Source organism: Streptomyces sp. NPDC048275 (genome assembly GCF_040652275.1).
Taxonomy (GTDB): domain Bacteria; phylum Actinomycetota; class Actinomycetes; order Streptomycetales; family Streptomycetaceae; genus Streptomyces.
Window position 1 is genome coordinate 45324 of the sequence record NZ_JBEZLR010000024.1, and the last position, 26177, is coordinate 71500.

A 26177-nucleotide genomic window follows, 5' to 3' on the forward strand; every position below is an offset into this window, starting at 1 on the left:
CGCACACATCATGAGGAGCCGCCTGATGTCCGACTTCGTACCCGGACTCGAAGGAGTCGTAGCGTTCGAGACGGAGATCGCCGAACCGGACAAGGAGGGCGGCGCCCTCCGGTACCGGGGCGTCGACATCGAGGATCTGGTCGGCCACGTCACCTTCGGAAACGTCTGGGGGCTCCTCGTCGACGGCGCCTTCAACCCCGGCCTGCCGCCCGCCGAGCCGTTCCCGATCCCCGTGCACTCCGGCGACATCCGCGTCGACGTCCAGTCCGCGCTCGCCATGCTCGCCCCCGCCTGGGGGCTCAAGCCGCTGCTCGACATCGACGAGGCACAGGCCCGCGAGGATCTTGCCCGGGCCGCCGTCATGGCCCTCTCCTACGTCGCCCAGTCCGCCCGCGGTCAGAGTCTGCCCATGGTCCCGCAGCGCGAGATCGACAAGGCGCACTCGATCACCGAACGCTTCATGATCCGCTGGCGCGGCGAACCGGACCCCAGGCACGTCGCCGCGGTGGACGCCTACTGGACCTCCGCGGCGGAGCACGGCATGAACCCCTCCACCTTCACCGCCCGCGTCATCGCCTCGACGGGCGCGGACGTGGCGGCCGCGCTCTCCGGAGCCGTGGGCGCGATGTCGGGGCCACTGCACGGCGGCGCCCCCTCCCGTGTCCTCGGCATGATCGAGGAGATCGAACGCACCGGCGACGCCGAGGCGTACGTCAAGAAGGCACTGGACAAGGGCGAACGCCTGATGGGCTTCGGCCACCGGGTCTACCGCGCCGAGGACCCGCGCGCGCGAGTGCTGCGCCGCACCGTCCGCGAGCTCGGCGCCCCCCGCTACGAGATCGCCGAGGCGCTGGAGACAGCGGCCCTGGCGGAACTGCACGCCCGCCGCCCGGACCGCGTCCTGGCGACGAACGTCGAGTTCTGGGCGGCCATCGTCCTCGACTTCGCCGAGGTCCCGGCACACATGTTCACGGCGATGTTCAGCTGCGCCCGCACGGCCGGCTGGTCGGCGCACATCCTGGAACAGAAGCGCACGGGACGGCTCGTACGCCCGTCCGCGCGCTATATGGGCCCCGGCCCGCGCAAGCCCCAGGAGGTCAAGGGATACGAGCACATCGCACACTGAGACCGACGTGCTTGCCGGAGCTGCTCACGCGGGTGTGAGCAGCTCCGCGTGATGCCGGGCGGCGACCAGCGGATGGGCTCGCAGCTTGCCCTTGAGCTCGTTGAACCCGTACTCCGCGAACAGCGGGTTCGCCGGGTCGTCGGTGACTCCGGGCGCGGCGGACGCGTGCGGGAAGGGCAGCGGCTCGACGCGGGCATCGAGGCGCGGGTTGTAGAAGAAGGGCACGGAGAACCGCTCGGTGGCCCCGGGCGGACTCACGACCCGGTGATTCGTGGCGAGAAGGTACCCATTGGTGGCCACCTCCAGCAGTTCACCCAGGTTCACCACGAAGGCTCCCGGCAGTGGCGGCACATCATGGAAGACTCCGTCCTCCCGCTGCACCTGAAGCCCCCCGACCTGGTCCTGGAGCAGCAGTGTCAGGAACCCGTAGTCCTTGTGCGCGCCGACACCCTGGTCGGCGCCGTCGCCCGCGCTGCCCGGATACCGTACGAGCTTCAGATGCGGATGGGCCCGCTCCCCGAAGACGGGCTCGTAGAAGTCGGCCGGCGCCCCGATGGCGGTGAGCAGCTCACGCAGCAGGCGCGCCGCGACGGAACTGAGCCGGTCGATCCACGCCAGCGCGGCGGTCCGCAGCTCCGGCAGCGAGTCGGGCCATTGGTTCGGCCCCTGCAGCCACCAATAGGCGGGCTCACCGGCACCGGGTGTCCGGGCAGCCCGCTCGGCCCCTATGTCGAGCTGATCCCGCCAGTCCCGGCTGCCGGCGGTCAGCTCGTCTCCCGTCCGCGTGTAGCCGCGGAAATGGGGCGAGTTGACGTTGTCGAGAGCCAGCCGTTCGGCCTCGGGAAGCGAGAAGAACCGATGCATGGCGTCGAGCAGGGCGGCGGTCTCGCCCTCGCTGATCCCATGCCCGACGAGTTGGAAGAACCCCACGTCGTGGGCGGCGCTGTGCAGCTGCGCGTGAAGCAGCGCACGGGCCTCGGGGCCGCGGTCGGCCGCGGAGAGATCAATGATCGGAAGCTGCTGGTAGTCGTGCGTGTGCAGCGAGGTGTTCGTCATGGGGTGCGTCCGCAGGGTGTACGGCTGCCCGGGTAGCCGCCGGGTACGAGGGCGGCGCCAGCAGGAGCCAAGGGAAAGAGGGGGCCTGGGTCAGACGGAAGGCCGACAGCCCATGCTCGTGACGCGGACGTAGTCCACGTGACGGCGTCGAACGAGCAGCGGAAGCATGGCTCCAGAGTACTGCGGGTCCATCGATTCACAGGTGCCGCACCTCACACCCCTGCACAACGCAGACGACCCGCGAGCTCGGGTCCCCCCGCCTGACGGCGGGGGAGCCGGCCGGACGTACCGGCGAGCTCGCGGGTCGGGTGACTGCGTGGAATTTCGGCCGGCTGCGCGCTCAACTCGCGCGCTGGTCCGGCACCGCACTACGTGTGGTGACGGGCTACTAGCCCGCAGCCACCTCGCTCGTCCGGGTCTCATACATCTGCCGGATCACCTCCTTTCCTAGCGTGCGGCCCAGCCTAGGAACCGATCGAACGCGACTCAACCGATTTATCGAAATAGTCGTGGCAGCGCCGGATCGGGTCGGAGTGGTTTTCCTGCGTACAACGATTTCGTCCAATCTTTGGGGAACCTGGTGTGGGCTGGGTCACGTTCGAGTTGAATGATTGCGAGTGAGCGAACTGTCGCGCCGTACGTGCGGACGCAGCCTGCAGGGGGTCCAGGTGAGTGCTTCCCGGCGTAGTGGGACCACCGACGAGCTGGGGCCGGATGAGCCCGAGCGGGATGGTTCGGATCTTCTTGCCGCGCTGCTGGACGGGATGGACGCGGCGTTGTGCGCCTTCGATGTCCATGGGGTCGTGACCCACTGGAATCGGGAGGCCGAGCGCATTCTCGGGTGGACCGCGGCCGAGGCGGTGGGGCGGCACGGGTTCGCCGGGTGGGCCGTGCGGACCGCGGACGCCGAGGAGGTCGAGGCGCGGCTGCTGTCCGCCATGGAGGCGCCCGGGCGGCAGGTGCATGAGTTCGCCCTCCTCACCAAGGACGGCGGGCGGGTGCTCGTACGGACACAGTCCGCCGCCGTGCGCGGGACCGACGGGAAGCCCGCGGGGGTGTACTGCGCCTTCAGCGAGGTGCACGCGCAGATCGATCTCGAGCGGTCCATTGCGTTGAGTGAGGCGCTGTTCGAGGACGCCAGCTGGGGCGTGGTGCTGGTGGACGCCGATCTGCGGCCCGCCGTGGTCAACGCTCACGCGGCCAGAGCCCTGGGGAGCGGGCGTACGGCGGTTCTGGGGAGGCCCCTGGGGGAGTTGCTCTCCCAGGGGGTCGAGGACCTGGAGGGCGCGCTGACGCATGTGCTGGCCGAGGGCGCGCCGCCCGCGCCCGCCGAGATGTGGGTGACCGTGCGGTCGGCGGAGGGCGGGAAGCGCCGGTGCTGGCGCAGCGGGTTTCTGCGGCTTGCCTCGCCGCTTGCGGAGGAACCGGTTCCGCTGGGTGTCGGGTGGCTCTTCCAGGACGTTACCGAGGCCAAGCAGACCGAGCAGGAGGCGGCGCTGCTGCGGTTCCGGGCCAACCAGCTGCACCGGGCCGCGCGGGCCGCGGCCGAGTGCGAGGACCCGGGCGAGGCGGCCACCGTCCACCTGGACTTCTCGCTCGCCGGATTCGCCGATCACGCGCTGATCGACCGCGTGGCGGGGGGACCGGTGGTCGACGGAGAGGGGCCCGTACGGCTCGTACGCGCCGCCGCCACGCCCGCCGGGGCGCCGGGGCCGAGCCTGCTCACCGGCAAGGCCGGACTGCCCGTGCGGTACGCCGAGGGGCATCCCGCCCTCCAGTGCGTGGAGCGGGCCGGGTCCGTGCGGGCCGGCTGCGCCGAGTCCACGCCCGAGCGGACGCGGGAGTGGGCCGTGGCACGCCAGTGGCCGCCCGACTCCGTGCACGCGCTGTGCGCGGTGCTGCGCAGCCGGGGGCGCACGCTGGGCGTCGTGACGTTCCTGCGCGCGGCGGGGCGCAGCCAGTTCGAGCGTGCGGACGCGACGTACGCGGAGGACGTGGCCATGCGGATCGCCATGGCCCTGGACCTGGAGGGGTTGGCGGGGCCGGCGGGACCGACGGGGCAGACGTGAGGCTCGGTCAGCCGTAGGACTCGGTCGGCTCAGCGGCGGTAGAAGATCCGGTCCCCGTACTCCGTCATCACCCGGCCGTTCCATTCGTGGCCGCCGTCGACGTTGCCCGAGCGCAGCAGGGGCGGCTCGATGCCGCGGTCGGCCAGTGTGGCCGCCGCCGTGGCCATGACGGCCTGGAGGAGGGCCGTCGTGACGACCGTGGAGGCGGGGGCGAAGGGGGCCTCGATGGTGTCGAGGGTCAGTTCCGCGTCGCCGACCGCGATCTTCGAGTCGAGGACGATGTCGCAGTGGTCCTTCAGATACGTCCCCGAGACGTGCCGGGACGTCGTCTCCGTGGCGTACGCGACCGAGGTGACACCGATGACGCGTACGCCCAGCGCGCGGGCGCTCATGGCCATTTCCACGGGCAGCGCGTTGCGGCCGGAGAGGGAGACGATCACGAGCAGGTCGCCGGAGCGGAGCGGGCTGGAGTCCAGGACGGCGCTCGCCAGGCCGTCGACGCGCTCCAGGGCCGAGCCGAGCGTCGCCGGCATGACGTCGACGCCGACCACACCCGGCACGGTGAGCAGGTTCATCAGGGCGAGGCCGCCGGCGCGGTAGACGACGTCCTGTGCGGCGAGCGAGGAGTGCCCGGCGCCGAAGGCGAAGAGTCGGCCGCCGGCCGCGACGGTGTCGGCGATGAGGGTTCCGGCCGCCTCGACGGCCGCGGCGTCCTCGTCCCGTACCCGCTGCAGCAGGTCGATCGCGGCGTCCAGGAACTGCCTGGCCGGCGTGCTGTCGCTCATCGGTGCTGCCCCTTCGAGGTCGGCGTCCTGTCGGCTTGTCGCTGTCGTCTTGGCGGTGTCTTGTTGTCGGCGTCTCGCGGTTGAACCGGCGGTCCGGCACAGCCGTGGTCCGTCGTGTCGCGGATCACGTTGCGGTCTGGACCAGTGCTGTGTCAATACGGCCCGCAGGGGCGACACTGGGAGCGGTTTCCCCGGGCCTGCCTCGCCGCGGCGGCAGTTGTCACCGCGTGGTTTCGACGGCGAGGCACGGTTGTCGGTGGTATGCGTCAGAATTGAGTTCAGGGCCAGCGCACACGCCGGTGAGCCACCGAGCCTCCGGCAGAGCTAATCGAGGGGCACGTATGTCCGGACTGATCGACACCACGGAGATGTATCTCCGCACCATCCTCGAGCTGGAGGAGGAAGGTGTGGTCCCCATGCGCGCCCGGATCGCCGAGCGGCTCGACCAGAGCGGGCCGACGGTCAGCCAGACGGTGGCGCGCATGGAGCGCGACGGTCTGGTCGCGGTCGCCAGCGACCGGCATCTGGAGTTCACCGAGGAGGGGCGCCGCCTCGCCACCCGCGTGATGCGCAAGCACCGACTCGCGGAGTGCCTGCTCGTCGACGTGATCGGCCTGGAGTGGGAGCAGGTGCACGCCGAGGCGTGCCGCTGGGAGCACGTGATGAGCGAGGCGGTCGAGCGGCGCGTCCTGGAGCTGCTGCGTCACCCGACCGAGTCGCCGTACGGCAATCCGATCCCGGGTCTGGAGGAGCTGGGCGAGAAGGACGGCGCCGACCCGTTCCTGGACGAGGGCATGGTGTCGCTGGCCGAGCTCGACCCGGGTTCGGACGGCAAGACCGTGGTCGTACGGCGTATCGGCGAGCCGATCCAGACGGATGCGCAGCTGATGTACACACTGCGGCGGGCGGGCGTGCAGCCCGGCTCCGTGGTGAGCGTGACGGAGTCGGCGGGCGGCGTGCTCGTCGGCAGCGGTGGCGAGGCGGCGGAGCTGGAGTCGGAGGTCGCGTCCCACGTGTTCGTCGCGAAGCGCTGACGTCCGGCTGATCGCCGCCGGGCGGGAGCGGACGGCCGGTGGTCGGCAGGCACGGACAAGAGTGGTGTCGAGCGGTGTTCGGCGCGCGGCGCCGGCATCCGGCCCTGGGCCCGCGAGGGGCAGCTCCCGGGGGCGGGCCGCGGGGTCCGGCATCGGCCGAACCCCGGGGTCGGCTCCCGGGAGCCCGCCGGGGCGGGGGGCGTTCGGCATCCGCCGCGTGGCGCGGCGTTCGGCCCGGAGCCCCAGGTCGCTCACCTGTCACCCGGCGATCTCAATTCCGTCAACTCCCGTGACCACATTGGCAGTTGTGATGTTTTCGCGACGTCACCGAAACCAAAAAACAGTGTGCGGAATCGCAGCGCCGGGACCGTTTGCGTGCGAGGCTGGCGCGTGAGGCATATGACCCTAGGGCTGGGGGGACGGGAAGATGTGCCGCAGACATGGAGAGGGCCCCGGCGCCATCTGGCGCCGGGGCCTGTCCTCCCCTGTGCTGACCCGGAGCCCCGAGCTCCCAGGGTCATCCCCTTCGGACCGGTTTCCCCGAGCGGTCCGCCTCCCGCTGAAGATCTCCCCTCGGCGGCGGCGGTCAATCCTTGGGCGTGGTCACTCGTACGAGGGGTGTTCTCGCCAAGAAGACCATTTTCGAATGCCCATTCGATAACGTGGCGGCGAAGCACGGGCATATCGGGTTACATGTAGAGCAACAAACAGCAGGAGCAGTGGTACGACAGCGGTAGGAAACGGTACGAGTGGACCGGTCGACTCGAGCGGGAGCGAGCGGTCCGAGCGAGCTAGGGGGGTGCCAGACCTATGGTGCGGCGCATCGAAGTGACGGGCGCGGGGGGCCTTCGCCTGGCCGCGTGGGAGTTCGCGGAAGCTCCCAAGATTGTTCCTTCCCAGGCTGATCCCTCCCAGGCTGATTCCTCCAGGACCGACCCCGCGACGAACGGACTCTCCAGGACCTCGTCGCCCCCCGGCGTGCTGTTGCTGCACGGCCTCATGGGCCGCGCCTCCCACTGGGCGTCCACCGCCCGCTGGCTCTCCGAGCGGCACCGCGCGGTCGCGCTCGACCAGCGCGGTCACGGCCAGAGCGACAAGGCATCCGAGGCGGAGTACACCCGCGAGGCGTACATCGAGGACGCCGAGGCCGCCCTCGAACAGCTCGGCCTCGGCCCGGCCGTCCTCATCGGTCACGCCATGGGCGCGCTGACCGCCTGGCAACTCGCCGCCAAGCGCCCCGACCTCGTCCGTGGCCTGATCATCTGCGACATGCGGGCCTCGGCGTTAGGCGCCGCGTCTCAGCGTGAGTGGGAGGACTGGTTCAAGGCCTGGCCCATGCCCTTCGCCACGCTCGCCGACGTACGGAAGTGGTTCGGCGAGGACGACCCCTGGGTGGAGCGCCCGAACCCGTCCCGAGGCGAGTTCTACGCCGAGGTGATGCACGAGTCCGCCGACGGCTGGCGCCCGGTCTTCGAACCCGAGGAGATGCTCAAGTCCCGCCAGACCTGGGTGTACGACGCCCACTGGGAGGAGCTCGCGCAGGTCCAGTGCCCCGCGCTGGTCGTACGGGGCCTCGACGGCGAGCTCGGCCGGGCCGAGTCCCAGGAGATGGTCCGCGTCCTGCCGAACGGCCAGTACGCCGAGGTGGCCGACGCCGGTCACCTTGTGCACTACGACCAACCGGAAGCCTGGCGCGCGGCGATCGAGCCGTTCCTGGACGGCGTCTTCACCAGCCGCTAGGGCCTGTCCGGCGGATCAGGTCGCAGGGAAGCAACGGCGCCTGATAATCGCCGGTGAGCGGGGCTTGGTGCGTGCAGTTGCAAGGCGGAGGAGGGCGTCGACGCGATGGGGGTCCCCCCGCTCGAGCGAAGCCGAGAGTGGGGGAGTCGGCAACCGACGACAACGCCGCAGGTGGGCGTGCCAGGCCCCGCGTCTGCGGCATGATCCGCCGGACAGGCCCTAGCCGGACCCACCCGGGCGCATCCAGGCTCACCCGGGCACACCCCGGCTCAGCCCTTGCTCACCGCCGCCAGGATCTCCGGCAGCCGCCGAGCCGTTCGCGGCGCCGCCAGCCGCAGCCCGAGCACCGTCAGCAGAGCCCCGTACCCCGCTCCCAGCGGCAGCAGCAGCCAGCTCCACCGGTCCCCGTCCGCCGTCACGTTCAGCCAGATCGTGAGCGCGATGACGGGGGCGGACAGCAGGGCCGCCGAGACCATCCCGCCGAAGACGGAGATCCAGGCGAGTCCGGCCTGCCCCGGGGCCACGTTCTTGTAGCCCTCCTGCGGGATCGAGTAGGGGAAGCGGGCCGAGGACCACGCGCCGGTGGCCAGCATCGCGCCGAGCAGCGCGAAGGACAGGCCGAGCGCCTCGGGCAGCCTGGGCCAGTCGCCGAGCAGCGCGGTCGTCAGGACGGTCACGAGGGTCGCGTACGGCAGGGTTATCACCAGCAGCGCCAGTGCGCGCCCGCGCAGTTCGACGTACGCGTCGTGCGGGGACGCGATCGTCATCGCGACCATCCAGAACGCGGACGTGTCCTGCCCGAACTGGTTGTACATCAGGATGCCGAGCATCCCGGCCGCGAAGCACGCGAAGTAGATCGAGCCGGTGCCCTGCAGTGCGTTGAAGACGGGCACGATCAGACCGATCGCCAGCGAGGTCACCCACGCCGCCTTGGTCTTCGGGTCGCGCCACACGTACCGCAGGCTGCGCTCCATGACGGTCCCGGTGCGCCCGGCGGGCAGAAGCCGGCTCAGGCCCGTCGACGTCCTCTCCCGGGCCGCGGGCTCGGCCGCCTGCAGCGTCGACCCGTCCGGTGAGGTCATCAACCGGGTCAGACTCCGCGACCACAGCGCCAGCAGTCCCACCAGCGCGGCCACGCTCAAGGCCAGTTGGACGACTCCGACCCCGTACGACCCCTCGCTCACGGAATCCACCGCGCCGATCGCCGACGCGGGCGGCAGCCAGCGCAGGACGTCCGCCGCCGGGTCGAGCTGCGAGAGTCCGCCCGACGAACCGAGCTGCTGCGCACCGAAGTTGACCAACTGCACACCGATCGCGATGCCGAGACCGCTCAGCACCGCCAGGTCGCGGCCCTTGCGGCTGGACAGCAGCCGGATGTTGGCGGCCGCGACGGCCCGTGCGAGGGCCACGCAGACGAGCAGGGCCAGGACCAGGGCGACGACGGCGGTGACGTACGCCGCCGCGCCGTGCGCCACGGAGATGACGGAGCCGGCGAGCAGGCTCAAGGTGAACAGCGGCCCGATGCCCACCAGCGAGGCAGCCAGCAGTGCGCGGACCAGCGCACGGGGTTGCAGCGGCAGCATCACCAGCCGGGTCGGGTCGAGCGTCTCGTCACCGCTGGGAAAGAACAGCGGCATCACGGCCCAGCCGAGCGCCAGGATCGCCACGAGCAGGACGGTGACGGAGGCGGCGTGCGCGTTGCCGCGCAGGGCGATCAGGCCGAGCAGTTGGAGGGCGGCGAAGAGGAGGACGAGGACGGCCGAGGCGATGTACGCGGCCCGCCGTCCGGCCGACCGCCGCAGCCCGTTGCGCAGGAGCGACAGCTTCAGCCGTACGACAACCGGTGTGATGCCGGGAGCCCTGACGTCGGGGGTGCTCATCGCGCCCCGCCGCCCAGCCAGTCCAGGTCGGCTCCGGCGTCGCGGCCGTGCGCGCCGACCAGTTCCAGGAACGCCTGCTGGAGCGAGGGCGCGCTGCCGCGGACGTCCGCGAGCGGGCCGTGGGCGCGGATGCGGCCGGCGACCATGACGGCGACCCAGTCGCACAGCGACTCGACCAGCTCCATCACATGGGAGGAGAAGACGACCGTGGCGCCCGATCCCGTGTAGCGCTCCAGGACACCGCGGATGGTCTGCGCGGAGACGGGGTCGACGCCCTCGAACGGCTCGTCGAGGAAGAGAACTTCGGGGTTGTGGAGGAGCGCGGCGGCGAGACCGATCTTCTTGCGCATGCCCGTCGAGTAGTCGACGACGAGCTTGTGCTGGGCGCCCGCGAGGTCGAGCACGTCGAGGAGCTGGGTGGCGCGCTTGTCGACCTCGGCGCCGGGCAGGCCGCGCAACCGGCCGGTGTACGCGAGGAGTTCACGTCCGGAGAGCCGTTCGAAGAGCCTCAGGCCCTCGGGCAGGACGCCGATCCGGGCCTTCACCGCCGCGGGGTCGCGCCACACGTCGTGGCCGACGACCTCGACGGTGCCCTGGTTGGGCCTGAGCAGCCCGGTCGCCATCGAGAGGGTGGTGGTCTTTCCGGCCCCGTTAGGACCGACGAGCCCGATGAACCGCCCCGCGGGCAGCGCCAGATCGATCCCGGCGACGGCAACCTGCTCCCCGAACCGCTTCCAGAGCCCCTGCACGCGTACGGCGGGCGCAGCCGCCCCTGCTCGCTCGGTCATGTGTGCACCCTAAGGGCAAGCAGGCCGGTCTTCAGGGGTGCGGGACTGCGGCACTCTGCGGCACCGCAGAGTGGGCGCGATCAGTCACGGCGAACCGGCGGACGAAGACGGCGCGGAGCCACCGTCACCGATCCCGCCCGCACGCATAGGCGAGCGGCGAGATCAATTCCTCCGCATCCGGCAGCCATCGATTCGCCGGAGTCGGGCGGCAGGCCCACTGCACCGCACCCCGAGATCCGAACCGCGTCGGCGGAGCCGCCACATACGACCCCTCCCCGAGCGTGACGAGGTCGAGCGAGGCCGGCGGCCAGCCCAGCTTGCGCACGAGATCAGGGACTTTCGCCGCCGCACCGGGGAGCACGAAGAAATGCATGCGCCGGTCCGGGGTGCAGGTGACCGGCCCGAGCGTCAGCTCCATGCGCTCCATGCGGGCGAGCGCGAGGAAGCCGGCCGTCTCGGGCACGTCGATCGCGTCGAACGTACGCCCCGTGGGCAGCAGGATCGACGCCGTCGGCTGCTTCGACCACATGCGGCGCGCAACGGTCGCGCTGCCGGTCGCCTGGGTCGCCCAGTCCTCGCGCGCCGGATGTGCGCCGGGAGTGGAGCACGAGGCCTTGCCGCAGGAGCAGCACTGCACCCCGTCGACGTCTTCCAGCCAGGTGCCGGGGGACACGTCCCAGTGGCGCTCCTCGGCATAACGCACGGCGGTGTCCAGCAGCGATTCGCCGCGCTGCTTCGGGATCTGGGCGGTCTCGGGCCTCGCGATGGTCTTGTCCACGAAGAACTCAACTCTGGGGACCACCTTGGGTTACGGGCGTCATATGCGCGGGGGAGGAGCATCGTTTTCGCACCTGGGGCGCATGGATGCATGGGCGGGGGCGCGCATGGGGAACGGCAGCGGGGGCGGGGTAACCAAGGAAGGGGCCGGGCAACCGCCTTTACCCCGGCAAGCCTCACATGTCCCGCATCTTCGTTATGTCTGCGGGGCATTGATCTTCATGGCCGACTTCTTTCGGTGGGGTCGGCCGATGAGGACACATCAACTCGGTGCGTGGGCAGGCACCGCAGCCACAGGGGGTACGCCATGGCCGCAAGGCCTCTCGTCGCGCGGCAGCCGAACGAACGGCTGCAGGCGCTCATCCAAGAAGCGGGCTGTTCCAACGCCGGGCTGGCCCGCCGGGTCAACATGTGCGGTGCGGAGCACGGTCTCGATCTGCGCTACGACAAGACGTCGGTGGCGCGCTGGCTGCGCGGTCAGCAGCCGCGTGGACGCGCTCCGGCGATCATCGCCGAGGCACTCGGGCGCAAGCTGGGCCGTACGGTCACGATCGACGAGATCGGCATGGCCAACGGCAAGAACCTGGCGTCGGGTGTGGGGCTGCAGTTCTCACCGACCGTCCTCGGTGCCATCGAGCAGGTGTGTGAGCTGTGGCGCAGTGACGTCGGCCGCAGGGACTTCCTCTCCGGCTCGTCCGTCGCCGCCTCCGCGCTCGTCGAGCCCAGCCGCGACTGGCTGATCTCCGGGCCGGACTCGCAGGTGGCGCGCGCGGCCGGGCCGCGGGTGGGCCTCTCGGACGTGGCGGCGGTCCGCGCGATGACCCAGGCACTCGTGGATCTGGACCACCAGTACGGCAGCGGGCATGTACGTCCGGTCGTCGTGCACTACCTCAACAGCGTCGTCTCCGGGCTGCTCGCGGGCTCCTACCGGGAGGCGGTCGGGCGCGAACTGTTCGCCGCGGTGTCCCGGTTGACGGAACTCGCCGGCTATATGGCGATCGACACCGGGCAGCCAGGCCTCGCGCAGCGGTACTACATCCAGGCGCTGCGGCTCGCCCAGGCGGCCGGGGACCGGGGGTACGGCGCGTATGTGCTCGCCGCGTCCATGAGCCACTTGGCGGCGCAGCTCGGCAACCCGCGTGAGATCGCGCAGTTGGCGCGCGCGGCGCAGGAGGGGGCGCGTGGGCGGGTCACTCCGCGCGCGGAGTCGATGTTCCACGCCGCGGAGGCGCGCGGGCATGCGCTGCTGGGCGACGCGCACGCCGCCCAGGTGGCGTCCGGGCGGGCGATCACCGCGCTGGAGTCCGCCGACGCGGCCTCCGGGGACGACCCGACGTGGATCGCGCACTTCGACGAGGCGTATCTCGCCGACGAGCTGGCGCACTGCCACCGGGACCTGGGGCAGGCGGAGGCGGCCGCGCGATGTGCCGAGGAGTCCCTCGCCGGGCATCCCGAGTCGCGGGCCCGCCGTCGGGCCATCGGCTATGTGCTGCTCGCCACCGCGCAGGTCCAGCAGCGCGAGGTGGAGCAGGCCTGTCACACCGGCCTGCGGGCGGTCGAACTGCTCGGCACGCTCCGCTCCAACCGCGGCGCCGAGTATCTGGACGACTTCCAGCAGCGACTCGAGCCGTACCGGAACGAGCCGGTGGTACGGGAGTTCGGAGCGCGACTCGATCTGCAGACGGCGGCGTGAGCGCGGCCGGGAGCGCGGTGGAGGTGTGAGAGGGGCGCGGGCGCGGGTGTGAACGTATGACGTGCGCCGGCGTGAACATGAGGGAAACGGCGGGGTCTGGCGTGGGGGGAGGCTGATACAGCGGACGAAGGGGCCCATTCGTTACCCCTGTCACAGGGGACAGAGGTCAGGTCCTGTGCTGCGTGGCACCGGGTTGTGGGGACCCGGTAGCGTGAGCCGACGGTTCCGAAGGTCCCCCATTAGTAGGAGTCCCGGTGACGCAGAGTGGACAGGGCGAGCAGCCCTCGGCGCGCCCCGCGCGCGAAGGCATCGTGCTGCCCTCGGACGGCGGCGCGCCCCTGATGCCGGGCACGACGGGTGACCGCGCGGTCCCGGCGGCGGTCCCCGCGGACGGCCAGGCCTGGGACCGGCCGTGGGGCCCCGACCAGTCGGCGGCGCCGGCCCCGCAGCCCGGTGACGGCTGGGGACCGCCCATGAACGGCACCCAGAGCTGGGGTGCGCCCGAACCGTCCCAGCCCACCGCCCCCACCCCGGGCTGGGGCACCCCCGACGCGTCGTCCCAGGGCTGGGCCACGCCGTCGGCCCCCGAACAGGGCTGGGGCACGGCCCAGCAGCAGGACCCGCACGCGGTTCAGCCGCCGCAGGGCTTCGGCCCGCCGCCGACGTACGGTGCGCAGGATGCGCCCGCTGCCGGGCCACTGCCGGCCGAGGGCGCGCCGCCGCAGTCGTACGAGGGGCAGCAGGGTCCGTCGTACGGCGCGGGACAGCAGACCCCCTCATACGGAGGTCAGCAGGCCGCCCCTTCGTACGGTGGCGACCAGCAGGCCCCTTCGTACGGCGGCCAGGATGGCCCTGCTCCGCAGCAGGCGCAGGGCGCGCACGCTGCCGACGGGTACGCGGCCCCGGGCCAGGCGGCCGGGCAGCCTCCGCAGTCCGGGCACGCACTCCCGCAGAGCCCCGGGCACGCCAGGCACGGCCTCCCGCAGACACCGGACGCGTACGGCGCCGCAGGGTCCGCGGCCTCCCTGCCCGCCGCAGCTCCGGGTGCTCTGCCGCCCGCCGCCGACGAGGGCGCCACGCAGTACATTCCGCCCGTCCCGGCCGCCGACGAGGGCGCGACCCAGTTCCTGCCGCCCGTCGCCGCGGCGCCCGCCGAGGGGGCCACGCAGTACATACCGCCGGTGGGACCGGGTGCTCTGCCGCCCGAGGTGCCCGCGGACGCGACGCAGTTCCTGGGGCGCGCGCCCCAGGGGGGAACCGGTGCCGGACCGCTGCCTCCCGCCGCGCACTCCGACGCCGAGGCCACGCAGTACATCCCTCCCGTGCCCGCGCAGCCGGGCGCCGCCCCGTACGGGATACGCCCGGGTGCGCCGGCGGACCGGCAGCCGCCGGCGGAGTTCGACAGCCTCTTCCGCAGCGGGCCGGGCGAGCCGGAGGGGCCCGCGTCCACGCAGCAGTTGCCGCGGTTCGAGCAGCCGTCCCCGCAGGCCCCGGGGATGCCCGGAGCACCGGGCGGGCGGGCCGCCACGCGGCGTGGCGCGGCCGACGGCGGTAGCGGTGACGGTGGCGGGCATGGTGGCGGGCGCGGTGGCCGCAGCGGCTCGCGTGTCCCGTTGATCGCGGCCGTCGGCGTCGGTATCGCCGTGCTCGGCATCGGTGCCGGCGCCCTGCTCAGCAGCGGCGGGGGTGGCGACAGCACGGACGACAACAGCAAGCCCGTGTCGGCGACGGCCCCGACCACGGACGACTCCCCGTCGGCGTCCGTCGACCCGGCGAAGGCGCAGGCGGTCGAGCTGGACAAGCTCCTGGCGGACAGCAACAGCAGCCGCGACTCGGTGGTCAAGGCCGTGGCGAACGTGAAGGCGTGCAACAACCTGGCCCAGGCGGCCACCGATCTGCGTGACGCGGCCAAGCAGCGGACCGAGCTGGTGACCCGGCTCGCCGCCCTCTCGGTCGACAAGCTCCCGGACAACGCCGCGCTGACCACCTCGCTGACCAGCGCCTGGAAGGCGTCCGCGTCGGCGGACAACCACTACGCGGCCTGGGCCGACCAGGCCAGCGGCAAGAAGGGCTGCAGGAAGGGCCAGGCCCGCACCACGGGCCAGACCCAGGCGGGCAACGCGGCGAGCGGTATCGCGAGCACGCAGAAGGCGAAGGCCGCGAAGCTGTGGAACTCCATCGCGTCGACGTACGGACTGACGCAGCGCACGCCGATCCAGCTGTGAGCCGTCGCGGTCCGGCGGCCCTCCTGGGCCCCGGTCCGCGCCGTCAGCCGGCGCTCTCCAGTGTCTTCGACACGTTGACGAACCCTCGTCGCGCCGCCACCAGTTGACCCTGGCGTACGACCTGGAAGGTGACGTTGGCGTTGACCAGGCGCGGGAAGTCGACGGCCGCGATCAGGTCCTCGTAGCGCCAGCTGAGCGTCGGCGTGAGCCCGCCCGTGTTCACCCTGAGACCGTCGTCGAGGGCCTGGCGGATCGTGAGCTCGGTCACCTCGCCGTCTCCGATCGACGTGACGACCGCCTTGAGCACGTTGTACGCGATCCAGGTGGTCTGCACGCCGGGGTCCGCGGGGTCGATCCGGTTGTCGCCGAAGGCCTTCTCCTTGATCACCTCGCGCATCGGGTCCCAGCTCGGGTCGCTTGCCGCCGGGTACCAGCCGGTGACGTACGAGCCTTCGTACGGGCTCGACTTGCCGCCGCTGGCATTGATCTGCGGCTGGTCGATGCTGCCCAGCACCGTGCCCGTACCCACCGTCGGATAGTCCTGGCGGGCGCGCCGGAAGGAGTCCATGAAGGTGCTCGTGCGGTCCCCGAGCGCCGGCACCACACAGCCCTTGTTCAGCGTGTCGGAGGTCGCGCGGTCGAGCGCCAGCTGCGTCTGCCCGGAGTACTCGGTGGCGTCCTCGGCGGCCCGCTGGTCCGTGGCGGACGTGTGGCCCTTCGCCTTCAGACCGGAGTCGAGCAGGACCGGGAGCTGGTCGCCGGCGACGGTGTCGGGGCGGATGAGCGCCACCGGGCCGCACTTGCCGCCGAGCTGCTCCCCGAGACCGGCCAGCAGGGCGGGGTCGCCGCCGTTGATCGGATAGGAGAGCGGGCTGGTGAACTCGTCCTCGGTGACGCCGTAGCCGCCGATGTACGGGATGCCGGCGGCCTCGAGCGGGGCGAGGAACGAGCGGCCGTGCTGGCTGTACGAGCCGACCACCGCGACCACGTTCTCGCTGGCCGCGCGCCGGGCGCACTTCGCGGCGAACACGGTGTCGTTGCGGTCGTTGCAGATGAGGACGTTGAGCTTGTGGCCGTTGAGGCCGCCGTGCGTGTTGACCCAGCGCGCATAGGCCTGCGCCATGGCGGGCATGCCGGGCTTGTTGGTCGCCGCGGTCCCCTGCGGCGCCCAGGTCATCACAGTGATGGGGTCGTCCCCGGAGCCCCCCGTGGCACCAGGGATGACACCGCATCCGACGGCGATCGACGCACACGCGGCCAGCGCGCCCGCGGACAGCAGCGCGGCCCTCACACGCGGGGAGAGTTTGGACAAGGTGCTACTGGTGCGTTGCCTGCCGGTCATAGACCCGCACGATTCCCCCACATCACTAACCCGGGAGTGACCCGTGGTCAACGCGAGGTGACGTAGAGGTGAATTGCGGGGGGTGATGATCTGTTTTTTCACAGGGAACGTACGATCGACGACTGTGCAAGGTTCGGAGAACTCTTCCCGTCGCGGCCGTCGCTCATCCACCATGGGCGACATGCCACTGAATGACATGCCGTGGTGGCGCTGGCGCAGCAATGTGCGCTCCGCGCTGCACATGCTTTCCGACCCCGCCTTCCAGCGCGACGTCTGGCTCGCCGGAATCGACGGCTACGGCGACGTCACCGACGCCGTGTACCGTCTGGTCGAGGACACCTGGCTGGACAACTGGTCGGCCGAGAAATACGTCGGCACGATATTCCGGGACTCCCAGGAAGCGGCCCTCGTCGACAGCGCCGTGCTGCGCGTCCTGCGGATCATGCACCAGGTCGGGCCCGACGCGCCCGTCTCGGCGTACCTCAACCACGAGGCATGGCCGGAGGCGGTACGGGCGGCGCGGGACGCGCATGTACGTCTGGCCGTGAGCGACGGGGACGATGCGGACGTACCGCCGCGGACGCTGGACGTGCTGCGGATCATGACGCGGTCCGCGTAAGGGGCTCGTGCGGGTCGGTGCGGGTGTGCCGGACGCTTCGGACAGGTCGGCCGTGTCGGCGGTGTCCATTGTGTCGGCTGTGTCCATTCCGGGGTCCGTGTGGCGGGACGGCTACCCGTCGGGCGACCCGGATATGGGACCCTGTCCTGCATGAATGAGCAGTCCGTCCGCGCCGCCGGGCCCGCCGAGCAGTACGTCCTCACGCTCTCCTGCCCGGACAAGCAGGGAATCGTGCACGCCGTCTCGAGCTACCTCTTCATGACCGGCTGCAACATCGAGGACAGTCAGCAGTTCGGCGACCACGACACGGGACTGTTCTTCATGCGCGTCCACTTCTCGGCGGAGGCGCCGGTGACCCTGGACAAGCTGCGCGCGAGCTTCGCGGCGATCGGTGACTCCTTCCACATGGACTGGCAGATCCACCGGGCCGAGGACAAGATGCGGATCGTGCTGATGGTCAGCAAGTTCGGCCACTGCCTGAACGACCTGCTGTTCCGCGCGCGGACCGGAGCGCTGCCCGTCGAGATCGCGGCCGTGGTGTCCAACCACACGGAATTCGCCGAGCTCGTGGCGTCGTACGACATCCCCTTCCACCACATTCCGGTGACGAAGGACACGAAGGCCGAGGCCGAGGCGCAGCTCCTGGAGCTGGTCCGCGCGGAGCAGGTGGAACTCGTCGTCCTGGCCCGCTACATGCAGGTGCTCTCCGACGACCTGTGCAAGCAGCTCAGCGGCCGGATCATCAACATCCACCACTCCTTCCTGCCGAGCTTCAAGGGCGCCAAGCCGTACCACCAGGCGCACGCCCGGGGCGTCAAGCTCATCGGCGCCACCGCCCACTACGTCACGGCCGACCTCGACGAGGGCCCGATCATCGAGCAGGAGGTCGAGCGCGTCGCCCACGGCGTCACCCCCGACCAGCTCGTCGCCATCGGCCGCGACGTGGAGTGCCAGGCGCTGGCGCGCGCGGTGAAGTGGCACGCGGAGCGCCGCATCCTGCTGAACGGGCGACGCACGGTGATCTTCGCGTAGCGAGGACGGTCATGTCCCTGGGGGCTCCGCCCCCAGGTGCGCCCGCCCGCTCCCGCCCCGCCCGCGCGCCGGGCAACGGGATCGGCGGGCGGCAACCTACATCCGGCTCAACGACGCCGCGGCGAACAGCACATCCCTGATCGCCTCCCGGTCCCCGTCCTGCCCGGCGGCCGCCTCCTCGGGCGACACATGTCCCGCCGCCAGGCGACAGAACTCCACGCCGTCCAGCGCGACATGCGCGACCTCGTGCTCGGCGGAGGCGACGGCGCCAGGAGCGTCGAGCGGGATGAGCCAGTCGCCTCCCCCGAACCCCTCGATCTCCAGACGCAGGCTGCGCCCCGGCGCGCCCGCCGCGACGAGACGACGCGGCGGCGGAGCCGACAGCCCTGCCCGGCGGCGCTCGGCGAGCGAGCCGGGCAGCATCCGCGCCGCCAGATCGATCATCCGGTGCAGATGGCGCGGCGCCGGCGGCTCGTACGGATAGTCCACCGCGTCCGCGATGTCCCCCGCGTGGACCCAGCACTCGAAGGCGCGGTCCAGCATCGAGTCACGCAGCGGCAGCTCGAAGCCGCCGTACGACACGGCGAGCCGCCCGGAGCCTCCGCCCGCGAACGACACCGTCCGGATGATGTGGTGGCTCTGCTCCCGCCAGGGCCCGCGCACAGCCCGGGTGGGAGGGAAGTGCGAGGTACGCCAGTAGGCCTCGGTGCGCCCCGAGGGGGTCGCGTCCTTCGGCGTCGGGTCCTTCGCGGCCGCGGCACCGAGCGGGTCCTCCAGGCCCAGTGCGACGCCGACCAGCCCGTCCACGGTGAGCAGATGCGCGATGACCCCGGCGACGGTCGTGCGACGGCTGGTGGGCTCGTTGCCCTCGAACCAGCGCAGTCGCACGGGCGCGTGCCACTCGGCATCGCCTATGTCCTGCAGCAGCGCGTCGAGCCGCGCGGTCTCCGCGTCGTAGGCGGCTGCCCACTCGGGCACCGGGATCCGCGGCGGCCGCCGGTCGAGGCAGCTCTCCAGGACCCGGGTGCGCAGCGTCGGGTCGAGATCGAGGCTCTCCGGCGGGTGCAGCAGTCCGACCGCCTCGCGCAGCCGCAGCGCCTCGTCCGCGCAGGAGCCGCAGTCCCCGAGGTGCTCCTCGACCGCTGCGGTCTCCTGCGTCGAACAGGCGGCCAGCGCCCAGGCGCCGAGCAGTGCCTTCAGTACCCGGTGCTCGAGGACGAGCGGCGCGCGTTCGGGGGCCGGGGCGGGGGTCGGTTCGGGCAGCGGCAGCCCGGTGTCCTCGACGGAGAGGCGCGGCGTGGGTATGCGCGGCGGCCGCCCCGGATCGGCGGGCTCCCCGGCGCCTCCGCCCTCGGGCCCGCCGGGGCCACGGCCCGAGCCTCCCTCGGGCGCAGCCCCGGACCCCTTGGGGGCTACGTCACTCTCGTCGACGCCCGTCTCCTCGTCGTCCCCGTCCTTCCCCTCGTACTTCTCGTGCTTCTCGTGCTTCTCGGGAGGCTCCTCGTGCTCGTCGAACGCCTCGAACCGGTCCGCTCCTCCCTTCACCGCGCACCTCCGTATTCGGGCGGTGCTCCGGTGGGCCCGGCGTCGTGGGCGGTGGACAGCAGTTGGAGGCCGAGGCGGAGCCGACGGCGGGCCTCGTCCTCGGTGACGCCGAGGTCGGTGGCGGCCTGTCGGTAGTCGCGGCGCTGGAAGTACGCCAGCTCCAGGGCGGCCCGCAGGGGGGTGGGCATGGACGTGACGATGTAGTCCGCGCGGGCGGCCACGGACGCGCTGCGCACCTTGCGCTCCAACTCCTCGGTGGTGCCTCCGCCGTCCCGGGCGAGCGCGGCGGTCTCGGTCACACGCAGCCGCTGCACGGCGAGCCGGTGGGCCAGCGTGGCGACCCAGGAGCGCAGGGGGCCCTGCTTCGGGTCGTACGACTCCGGGTTCTCCCAGACGTGGGCGAACACCTCGCGGGTGATGCTGTCGGCGGCGCGCTCGTCGCCGAGTACGCGGTGGGCGAGGCCGTGTACGAGCGAGGCGAACCGGTCGTAGAGCTCACCGAGCGCCGCCGCCTCCCCGCGTGCGAGCCGCTGCTGCATCTTGCGGTCCCAGCGGGGCGGTGCGTCCTTCTTCGCCATGCGGCCCCCTCACCCCTCACCCCTGCTCGTGCCCGGCGCCTGTCCCTCTTCTACCGCTGGCTGTACCTGTTCAGCGTGTGTGCACTGCAGTCTTGAATGTAGTCGGCACGTGTGAGAGCGCACGCCCCTTTACGTCAATGTGCGCCCCTGGGCGGGGCGCTGGTGGTAGAAGCCCATCACTTGCCCCCCTAGGTTCGATCGAATCGTTCCGCATGTGACCAGTAAGCGACCGAAATCGCTCGCTCGTCCAGCATTTTCGACCGTAGACCGACGTTTCATCGGTCCCCAACCGGTGTTTCATGGAACGACGGCGGGGCAGCCGCGCTGAAAGGAAGCGTAGGAACTCCTTCCGTTTCCGGCGAGCAAGGCGAGCGAGAGGCGTGGCAGTGGCGCTCAAGGTGACCGACGGCGAAGAGGGCGAGTGGGCGGTGCTCCAGGTGTCCGGCGAGATGGATCTGGTGACATCGCCCGTGCTGCGCCAGCGGGTGCACGACGCGGTGGCGGAGGGCCGCCGCAGTCTCGTCCTCGACCTCTCCGAGGTCTTCTTCTGCGACTCCAGCGGCGTCGGCGTCCTGATCGCCACCCGCCGCCTGGTCCGCTCCTGCCAGGGCCGCCTGCGGCTGATCCTGCCGGCCCAGAGCGTCACCGACGCCTCCCACGTCAACCGCGTCCTCGCCGCCCTGGGCGTCCGCCGTCTCTTCGACGTCTATCCGGACATCTCCTCGGCCGTCGACGAGGAGGCGAGTCCTCTGTCGGCGTGATCGGCGTCACGTCCGCGGCCGGGCAACGTCACGTCGCGGCCACATCGTTGTCGCAGAATTCCTCCGGTCTTGGCGCAAGCGTCGTTTTCCCGCTCCGTGGTGGCCCCGGTCGTCGTACGCTCCGTGCCAGATGCACCCCACGTGACGTAAGGCAGGCCCGAAAGACATGGTCAGCATCGAGTACGAACGCAGGATCGCCAGGCGGTTCGCCGGCTTCGACCAGGACGGCAACGGTTACATCGACCGGGAGGACTTCAACGCCGCGGCGAAGGCGGTCCTCGCCGCATTCGGTACCACCGCCCGGTCGGACAAGGGCCAGGCCCTGTACATCGGCGCGGAGGCCTTCTGGCAGGGCATGGCCGGGATAGCGGACCGGGACGGAGACCAGCGGATCACCCGTGAGGAGTTCGTCAGCGGGGCCGTGAAGCGGCTGCACGACAACCCGGACGGCTTCGGGGAGATCGCCCGCCCCTTCCTGCACGCGGCCCTCGCCGTCGCGGACACCGACGGGGACGGCGCGGCCACCGTCGAGGAGACCGTGCGCGTACTCGAGGCCCTGGGCGTACGCGACGACGTCGCCGCCGCGGCGGCCGCGGCCCTCGACACGGACGCCGACGGCCGAATCGGCGAAGCGGAGATCGTGGCCGCGTTCGCCCGCTACTTCACGGTCCCGGAGTAGGGGCCCGGCCCCCGATCCCCCCCGTAACCTCTACTCCCGCCGGGCTTTCCGGGTTCTCGAGTCCTCCGGGTTCGCGGGCTTTCCGAGACCTGGGTTGCCGGGGTCTCTGCGACCTGGGTTGCCGGGGCCTCCGCGACCCAGGCTCCCCGCACCCCGGGCTCCGCAGGCCTTCCGAAGCTTCGGAAGGCTCGGGTTCCGCAGTGTTTGGGCTTTCGGGGGTGCCCGGACTCCCCGAAGTACGGGCAACTCCCGAGCCGTATGGCTTCCCTGGCCTCGCGGCCTCGCGGCCTCGCGGCCTCGCGGCCTCGCGGGCTCCGGGCTTCCCGGCCCCTTTGCGGCCTCCCGACGTTTCCGGCGCCGGGCCTACCGGACGTCCTCGCGCCCCGCGCCCCCCGCACCCCCCGAAAACCGCTCCCTAAGCCTGTACTTGAGTACCTTCCGTAAGGTCTCGTTGCGGGGGAGGGCGTCCAAGACCTCCAGCTGTTCCGGCAGTTTGTGTACGGAGAGGCCTGCCGCGCGCAGGTAGGACGTCACGGCGGGCAGGGTCAGCGCGTCGGCGTCCGGCGGCTGCTCGACCACCGCGCAGACCCGCTCGCCGCGCTCGGCGTCCGGCAGCCCGATCACCGCGACGTCCGAGACGGCCGGGTGCCGGTGCAGCAGATCCTCGATCTCCTTCGCCGAGATGTTCTCGCCCTTGCGGATGATGACGTCCTTCAGGCGACCGGTGAGGACGAGGTGCCCGCTCTCCGTCAGGTGTCCCACATCACCCGTGATCAGGAACCCGTCCGCGTCGAAGGCCTCGGCGGTCTGCGCCGGATCCAGATACCCCTGACAGACCGCTTCCCCGCGCAACCGCACCTCCCCGTCCACGATCCGTATCTCCATCTCCTCCGGCGGCCGCCCCTCCGTCGTCGCCAGGTTCTCGACCGTGTCGTCCGGCGCCCCCATCGTGATCATCGGGACCTCGGTCATCCCGTACCCATGGGTGAGCTGCACGCCCATCTCGCGTACGACGGAGTGGTAGACCTCGGGCGGCTTGGGAGCGCCACCCCCCGCCAGCAGCCGCAGCGTGGGGATGACCCGCTCCTGCGGCCGCTTGCGCTGCTCGGCGAGGAACATCGAGTAGAAGGCCGTCGAACCGCCCGCCACCGTCACCCCGTGCTTCCGGTATCCCTCCAGCGCGTCCGGCAGCGCGAAGTGCTCGAACATCACCGCGGGGAAGCCGTACAGCAGCAGCATCACCAGGTAGTCGGGCCCGCCGATGTGCGCGTACGGGAAGGCGATCGAGCCCACGTCGTCGGCCGAGAGCCGCAGCGCGTGCGCGAGGCACGAGCCGCCCGCGATGAGGGAGCGGTCCGTGTGCAGGACGCCCTTGGGGTCGGAGGTGGTGCCCGAGGTCCAGTAGATCCAGCGGACCGAGGTGCCGTCGGAGGGCGGACCGGGGAGTACGGCGGGATCACCGTCCGGCAGGACGTCGTACGCCTCGAACACCCCCTTCGCACCAAGCCGCCGGGCCATCGCCGTGTGGTCGAAGCCCCGCCACTCGCCCGGCACGGCGAAGTACTCCGCCTTGGACTCCCGGACCGCGAATCCGACTTCGTGGTCCCGGTAGAAGGGGATGACCGGCGACTGCACGGCCCCGAGGCGGGCCAGCGCGAAGGACAGCAGCGCGGTCTCGATGCGGGTGGGCAGCTGCCAGGCGACCACCGTGCCGGGGCGTACGCCCATGTCGTACAGGCCGGCCGCCACCCGCTCGGCGCGCTCGCGCAGCGCGCCGAAGGTCAGGGAGCGGTCGTCCTGGAGGAGGACGGGCCGGTCGGGGGTGAGGTCGGCGCGGCGGGCGACCAGTTCCCAGAGGGTGCGTGATGCGCCCAGAGCGTGGGCGGTGTCGGTGTCGGTGTCCTTCACGGCGGCCCCCTGTGGTCAACCTCAGCTGACGGGCAGTCAGATATTGGCCAGAGCGTAGGCCGCACCGCCTTGTCGGTCCAGGGGTGCGGAGCTAGCCTCCTTTGTGACACCTTTCTGACGGGTCATCAGATTCAGATCGGGCACGCGTGCGGATACGCAGCCCAGGCGGAGGCCACTCATGACGGAACTGCCGCGGATCGTCAGCGTCGACGATCATGTGATCGAGCCCGCGCACCTCTTCGACACCTGGCTGCCGAGCAAGTACCGCGACCGTGGGCCGAAGCCCCTCACGGCCGGGATCGGCGAGCTTGCCTACGTCGCCGGCAAGTACCGCATCACGATGGACCCGGACGGTCCGCCCACCGACTGGTGGATCTACGAGGACCTCAAGTTCCCGTACAAGCGCAACATCGCCGCCGTCGGCTTCGACCGCGACGAGATGACGCTGGAGGGCATCACGCGCGCGGAGATGCGGCGCGGCTGCTGGGACCCCGTCGAGCGCCTCAAGGACATGGACCTCAACCACGTCGAGGCCAGCCTCTGCTTCCCGACCTTCCCCCGCTTCTGCGGGCAGACCTTCGCCGAGGCGCACGACAAGGAAGTGGCTCTGGCCTGCGTACGCGCGTACAACGACTGGATGGTCGAGGAGTGGTGCGGCGACAGCGGCGGCCGGCTGATCCCGCTGTGCCTGATCCCGCTGTGGGACATCGACCTGGCGGTCGCCGAGATCCGGCGCAACGCGGCCCGGGGCGTGAAGGCCGTGACCTTCTCGGAGATCCCCACCTACCTGGGGCTGCCCTCCATCCACTCCGGCTACTGGGACCCCTTCTTCGCGATCTGCCAGGAGACCGGCACGGTCGTGAACATGCACATCGGCAGCAGCTCCCAGATGCCGGCCGCCTCCCCGGACGCCCCGCCCGCCGTCCAGGCCTCGCTGTCCTTCAACAACGCGATGGCCTCGATGATGGACTTCCTGTTCAGCGGTGTCCTGGTGAAGTTCCCGCGCCTCAAACTCGCCTACTCCGAAGGACAGATGGGCTGGATCCCGTACGCCCTGGAGCGCGCCGACGACGTCTGGGAGGAGCACCGCGCCTGGGGCGGGGTGCGCGACCTCATCCCCGAGCCCCCGTCGACGTACTACTACCGGCAGATCTTCTGCTGCTTCTTCCGCGACAAGCACGGCGTCGCGTCCCTGGACGTGGTGGGACGGGACAACGCGACCTTCGAGACCGACTACCCGCACGTCGACTCGACCTTCCCGCACACCAAGGAAGTCGCCCTCGACCATGTGAAGGGCCTGGACGACGAGACGATCCACAAGCTGATGCGGGGCAACGCCATCCGCATGCTGGACCTGGATCTGGACCGTGACCTGTAGTGGACCTCGCGTACACGCCTGAAGAGGAGGAGTTCCGGGCGCGGCTGCGGGAGTGGCTCGCCAAGGTGCTCCCTTCGCTGCCCCCGAAGCCGACCCCGGACGACTGGCCGGGCAGGCGGGCGTACGACCTCGGGTGGCAGCGGATGCTGTACGACGCCGGGTACGCGGGGCTGCACTGGCCCGTCGACGCGGGCGGCCGGGGAGCCACCCCCACCCAGCACCTCATCTATCTGGAGGAGACGGAAAACGCGGGCGCCCCCTACGTAGGGGCCAATTTCGTCGGGCTGCTGCACGCCGGGCCGACCATCGCCGCCGAGGGGAGCCCCGAACAGCGGGCGCGCTGGCTGCCGCCCGTGCTGCGCGGCGAGGAGGTGTGGTGCCAGGGGTTCAGCGAGCCGGACGCCGGCTCGGACCTCGCGGCACTGCGCACGCGCGCGTGGCGGGACGGCGACCACTACGTGGTCAGTGGGTCCAAAATCTGGACCTCCCACGCCGAGGTCGCCGACTGGTGCGAACTGCTGGTCCGCACCGACCCGGCCGCCCCGAAACACCGCGGCATCACGTGGCTCGCGATGCCCATGGACGCGCCGGGGATCACGGTCCGTCCGCTGCGTACGCTCGCGGGCTCGACCGAGTTCGCGGAGGTCTTCCTCGACGAGGTGCGGGTGCCGGTCGCCCACCGGGTCGGCGCGGAGAACGACGGCTGGCGGGTGACGATGGTGACCTTGTCGTACGAGCGCGGTACCGCCTTCGTCGGCGAAGTCGTCGCCTGCCGACGCGTGCTGGGCGAGGTCGCCCGTGAGGCGCGGAGGAACGGCCGCTGGGACGACGCGGCGCTACGGCGGTGGCTGGGCAGGCTCAACGCCGAGTTCCGCGCGCTGTGGCGGCTCACGCAGTGGAACGTCAGTGAGTCGCAGCGGACGGGGGGAGTTCCGGGCGTCGGCGGGTCGGTCTTCAAGCTCCGGTACTCGCAGGCGCGGCAGGAGCTGTACGACGCCGCCGCCGAGGTGCTCGGCCCCGAATCCCTCGACCTCGGCCGGGAGTGGACCCTCGACCGACTCAGCTCCCTGTCGTACACCATCGCGGCCGGCACCTCGCAGATCCAGCACAACATCGTGGCCGAGCGGATCCTGGGCCTGCCGAAGGGGCGGTGACGTTCTCT

21 protein-coding genes are annotated in these 26177 nt (G+C 71.3%); 12 read left to right on the plus strand and 9 right to left on the minus strand.

Annotated elements, in window-relative coordinates:
• Nucleotides 1–25: 25 nt before the first annotated feature.
• Nucleotides 26–1126 carry a citrate synthase 2 gene (locus AB0D57_RS16975; RefSeq protein WP_362072467.1) on the plus strand — a complete coding sequence of 367 codons (1101 nt, stop codon included), beginning with the start codon at nucleotides 26–28 and terminating at the stop codon, nucleotides 1124–1126.
• A gap of 24 nt (nucleotides 1127–1150) precedes the next feature.
• Here AB0D57_RS16975 and AB0D57_RS16980 read toward each other — a convergent pair whose 3' ends face one another.
• The gene (locus AB0D57_RS16980) at nucleotides 1151–2182 is read right to left on the minus strand and encodes a 2-oxoglutarate and iron-dependent oxygenase domain-containing protein (RefSeq protein WP_362072469.1); all 1032 of its coding nucleotides are present in this window, start codon (nucleotides 2180–2182) and stop codon (nucleotides 1151–1153) included.
• Between the two features lie 668 nt (nucleotides 2183–2850).
• On the opposite strand from AB0D57_RS16980, the gene AB0D57_RS16985 reads away from it, so the two are divergent.
• Nucleotides 2851–4251 carry a PAS domain-containing protein gene (locus AB0D57_RS16985; RefSeq protein WP_362072471.1) on the plus strand — a complete coding sequence of 467 codons (1401 nt, stop codon included), beginning with the start codon at nucleotides 2851–2853 and terminating at the stop codon, nucleotides 4249–4251.
• 29 nt (nucleotides 4252–4280) lie between these two features.
• On the opposite strand, the gene AB0D57_RS16990 is transcribed toward AB0D57_RS16985, so the two are convergent.
• The gene (locus AB0D57_RS16990; RefSeq protein WP_362072473.1) at nucleotides 4281–5036 is read right to left on the minus strand and encodes an SIS domain-containing protein; all 756 of its coding nucleotides are present in this window, start codon (nucleotides 5034–5036) and stop codon (nucleotides 4281–4283) included.
• Nucleotides 5037–5377: 341 nt separating this feature from the next.
• On the opposite strand from AB0D57_RS16990, the gene AB0D57_RS16995 reads away from it, so the two are divergent.
• Nucleotides 5378–6070: a metal-dependent transcriptional regulator gene (locus AB0D57_RS16995; RefSeq protein ID WP_362072475.1), complete on the plus strand. Its 693-nt coding sequence runs from the start codon at nucleotides 5378–5380 to the stop codon at nucleotides 6068–6070.
• Between the two features lie 810 nt (nucleotides 6071–6880).
• The gene (locus tag AB0D57_RS17000) at nucleotides 6881–7810 is read left to right on the plus strand and encodes an alpha/beta hydrolase (RefSeq protein ID WP_362072477.1); all 930 of its coding nucleotides are present in this window, start codon (nucleotides 6881–6883) and stop codon (nucleotides 7808–7810) included.
• A 269-nt stretch (nucleotides 7811–8079) separates the two neighbouring features.
• Here the strand turns inward: AB0D57_RS17000 and AB0D57_RS17005 are convergent, their stop codons facing one another.
• The 3 genes from AB0D57_RS17005 to AB0D57_RS17015 form a co-directional block, all read right to left on the minus strand.
• Nucleotides 8080–9690 (minus strand): transporter, encoded by a 1611-nt coding sequence (locus tag AB0D57_RS17005; RefSeq protein ID WP_362072479.1) that lies wholly within the window; start codon nucleotides 9688–9690, stop codon nucleotides 8080–8082.
• The gene (locus tag AB0D57_RS17010) at nucleotides 9687–10478 is read right to left on the minus strand and encodes an ABC transporter ATP-binding protein (protein WP_362072481.1); all 792 of its coding nucleotides are present in this window, start codon (nucleotides 10476–10478) and stop codon (nucleotides 9687–9689) included. The genes AB0D57_RS17005 and AB0D57_RS17010 overlap by 4 nt, the downstream gene beginning before the upstream one ends.
• A gap of 124 nt (nucleotides 10479–10602) precedes the next feature.
• Nucleotides 10603–11256, minus strand: coding sequence for a bifunctional DNA primase/polymerase (locus AB0D57_RS17015; RefSeq protein WP_362072483.1), 654 nt, complete (start codon nucleotides 11254–11256; stop codon nucleotides 10603–10605).
• A 306-nt stretch (nucleotides 11257–11562) separates the two neighbouring features.
• Here AB0D57_RS17015 and AB0D57_RS17020 point away from each other — a divergent pair, with 306 nt between their 5' ends.
• Together AB0D57_RS17020 and AB0D57_RS17025 are read left to right on the plus strand one after the other, a co-directional pair.
• Nucleotides 11563–12948, plus strand: coding sequence for a transcriptional regulator (locus tag AB0D57_RS17020; RefSeq protein ID WP_362072485.1), 1386 nt, complete (start codon nucleotides 11563–11565; stop codon nucleotides 12946–12948).
• Nucleotides 12949–13202: 254 nt separating this feature from the next.
• Nucleotides 13203–15173, plus strand: a complete 1971-nt coding sequence (locus AB0D57_RS17025; RefSeq protein WP_362072487.1) for a hypothetical protein — start codon at nucleotides 13203–13205, stop codon at nucleotides 15171–15173.
• A 43-nt stretch (nucleotides 15174–15216) separates the two neighbouring features.
• Here AB0D57_RS17025 and AB0D57_RS17030 read toward each other — a convergent pair whose 3' ends face one another.
• Nucleotides 15217–16515, minus strand: a complete 1299-nt coding sequence (locus AB0D57_RS17030) for an ABC transporter substrate-binding protein (RefSeq protein ID WP_362072489.1) — start codon at nucleotides 16513–16515, stop codon at nucleotides 15217–15219.
• 85 nt (nucleotides 16516–16600) lie between these two features.
• Here AB0D57_RS17030 and AB0D57_RS17035 point away from each other — a divergent pair, with 85 nt between their 5' ends.
• Together AB0D57_RS17035 and purU are read left to right on the plus strand one after the other, a co-directional pair.
• Complete coding sequence (locus AB0D57_RS17035) at nucleotides 16601–17134, plus strand: hypothetical protein (protein ID WP_362072492.1); 534 nt, start codon at nucleotides 16601–16603, stop codon at nucleotides 17132–17134.
• A gap of 150 nt (nucleotides 17135–17284) precedes the next feature.
• Entirely contained in the window at nucleotides 17285–18166 is an 882-nt protein-coding gene (gene purU, locus AB0D57_RS17040) for a formyltetrahydrofolate deformylase (protein WP_362072495.1), read from the plus strand.
• Nucleotides 18167–18262: 96 nt separating this feature from the next.
• Here the strand turns inward: purU and AB0D57_RS17045 are convergent, their stop codons facing one another.
• The gene (locus tag AB0D57_RS17045) at nucleotides 18263–19711 is read right to left on the minus strand and encodes a maleylpyruvate isomerase N-terminal domain-containing protein (protein ID WP_362072498.1); all 1449 of its coding nucleotides are present in this window, start codon (nucleotides 19709–19711) and stop codon (nucleotides 18263–18265) included.
• Entirely contained in the window at nucleotides 19708–20289 is a 582-nt protein-coding gene (locus AB0D57_RS17050) for a sigma-70 family RNA polymerase sigma factor (RefSeq protein ID WP_362072501.1), read from the minus strand. The genes AB0D57_RS17045 and AB0D57_RS17050 overlap by 4 nt, the downstream gene beginning before the upstream one ends.
• Before the next feature lie 380 nt (nucleotides 20290–20669).
• On the opposite strand from AB0D57_RS17050, the gene AB0D57_RS17055 reads away from it, so the two are divergent.
• Nucleotides 20670–21050, plus strand: a complete 381-nt coding sequence (locus tag AB0D57_RS17055; RefSeq protein ID WP_362072504.1) for an STAS domain-containing protein — start codon at nucleotides 20670–20672, stop codon at nucleotides 21048–21050.
• Between the two features lie 166 nt (nucleotides 21051–21216).
• Nucleotides 21217–21729, plus strand: coding sequence for an EF-hand domain-containing protein (locus AB0D57_RS17060; RefSeq protein ID WP_362072507.1), 513 nt, complete (start codon nucleotides 21217–21219; stop codon nucleotides 21727–21729).
• A 363-nt stretch (nucleotides 21730–22092) separates the two neighbouring features.
• On the opposite strand, the gene AB0D57_RS17065 is transcribed toward AB0D57_RS17060, so the two are convergent.
• The gene (locus AB0D57_RS17065) at nucleotides 22093–23637 is read right to left on the minus strand and encodes an AMP-binding protein (RefSeq protein WP_362072509.1); all 1545 of its coding nucleotides are present in this window, start codon (nucleotides 23635–23637) and stop codon (nucleotides 22093–22095) included.
• Nucleotides 23638–23815: 178 nt separating this feature from the next.
• Here AB0D57_RS17065 and AB0D57_RS17070 point away from each other — a divergent pair, with 178 nt between their 5' ends.
• A complete protein-coding gene (locus tag AB0D57_RS17070) occupies nucleotides 23816–25015 on the plus strand; it encodes an amidohydrolase family protein (RefSeq protein WP_362072511.1) in 1200 nt (399 codons plus the stop codon).
• The gene (locus AB0D57_RS17075; RefSeq protein WP_362072513.1) at nucleotides 25015–26169 is read left to right on the plus strand and encodes an acyl-CoA dehydrogenase; all 1155 of its coding nucleotides are present in this window, start codon (nucleotides 25015–25017) and stop codon (nucleotides 26167–26169) included. Before AB0D57_RS17070 ends, AB0D57_RS17075 begins: the two co-directional genes overlap by 1 nt.
• The last annotated feature ends 8 nt before the right edge of the window (nucleotides 26170–26177 follow it).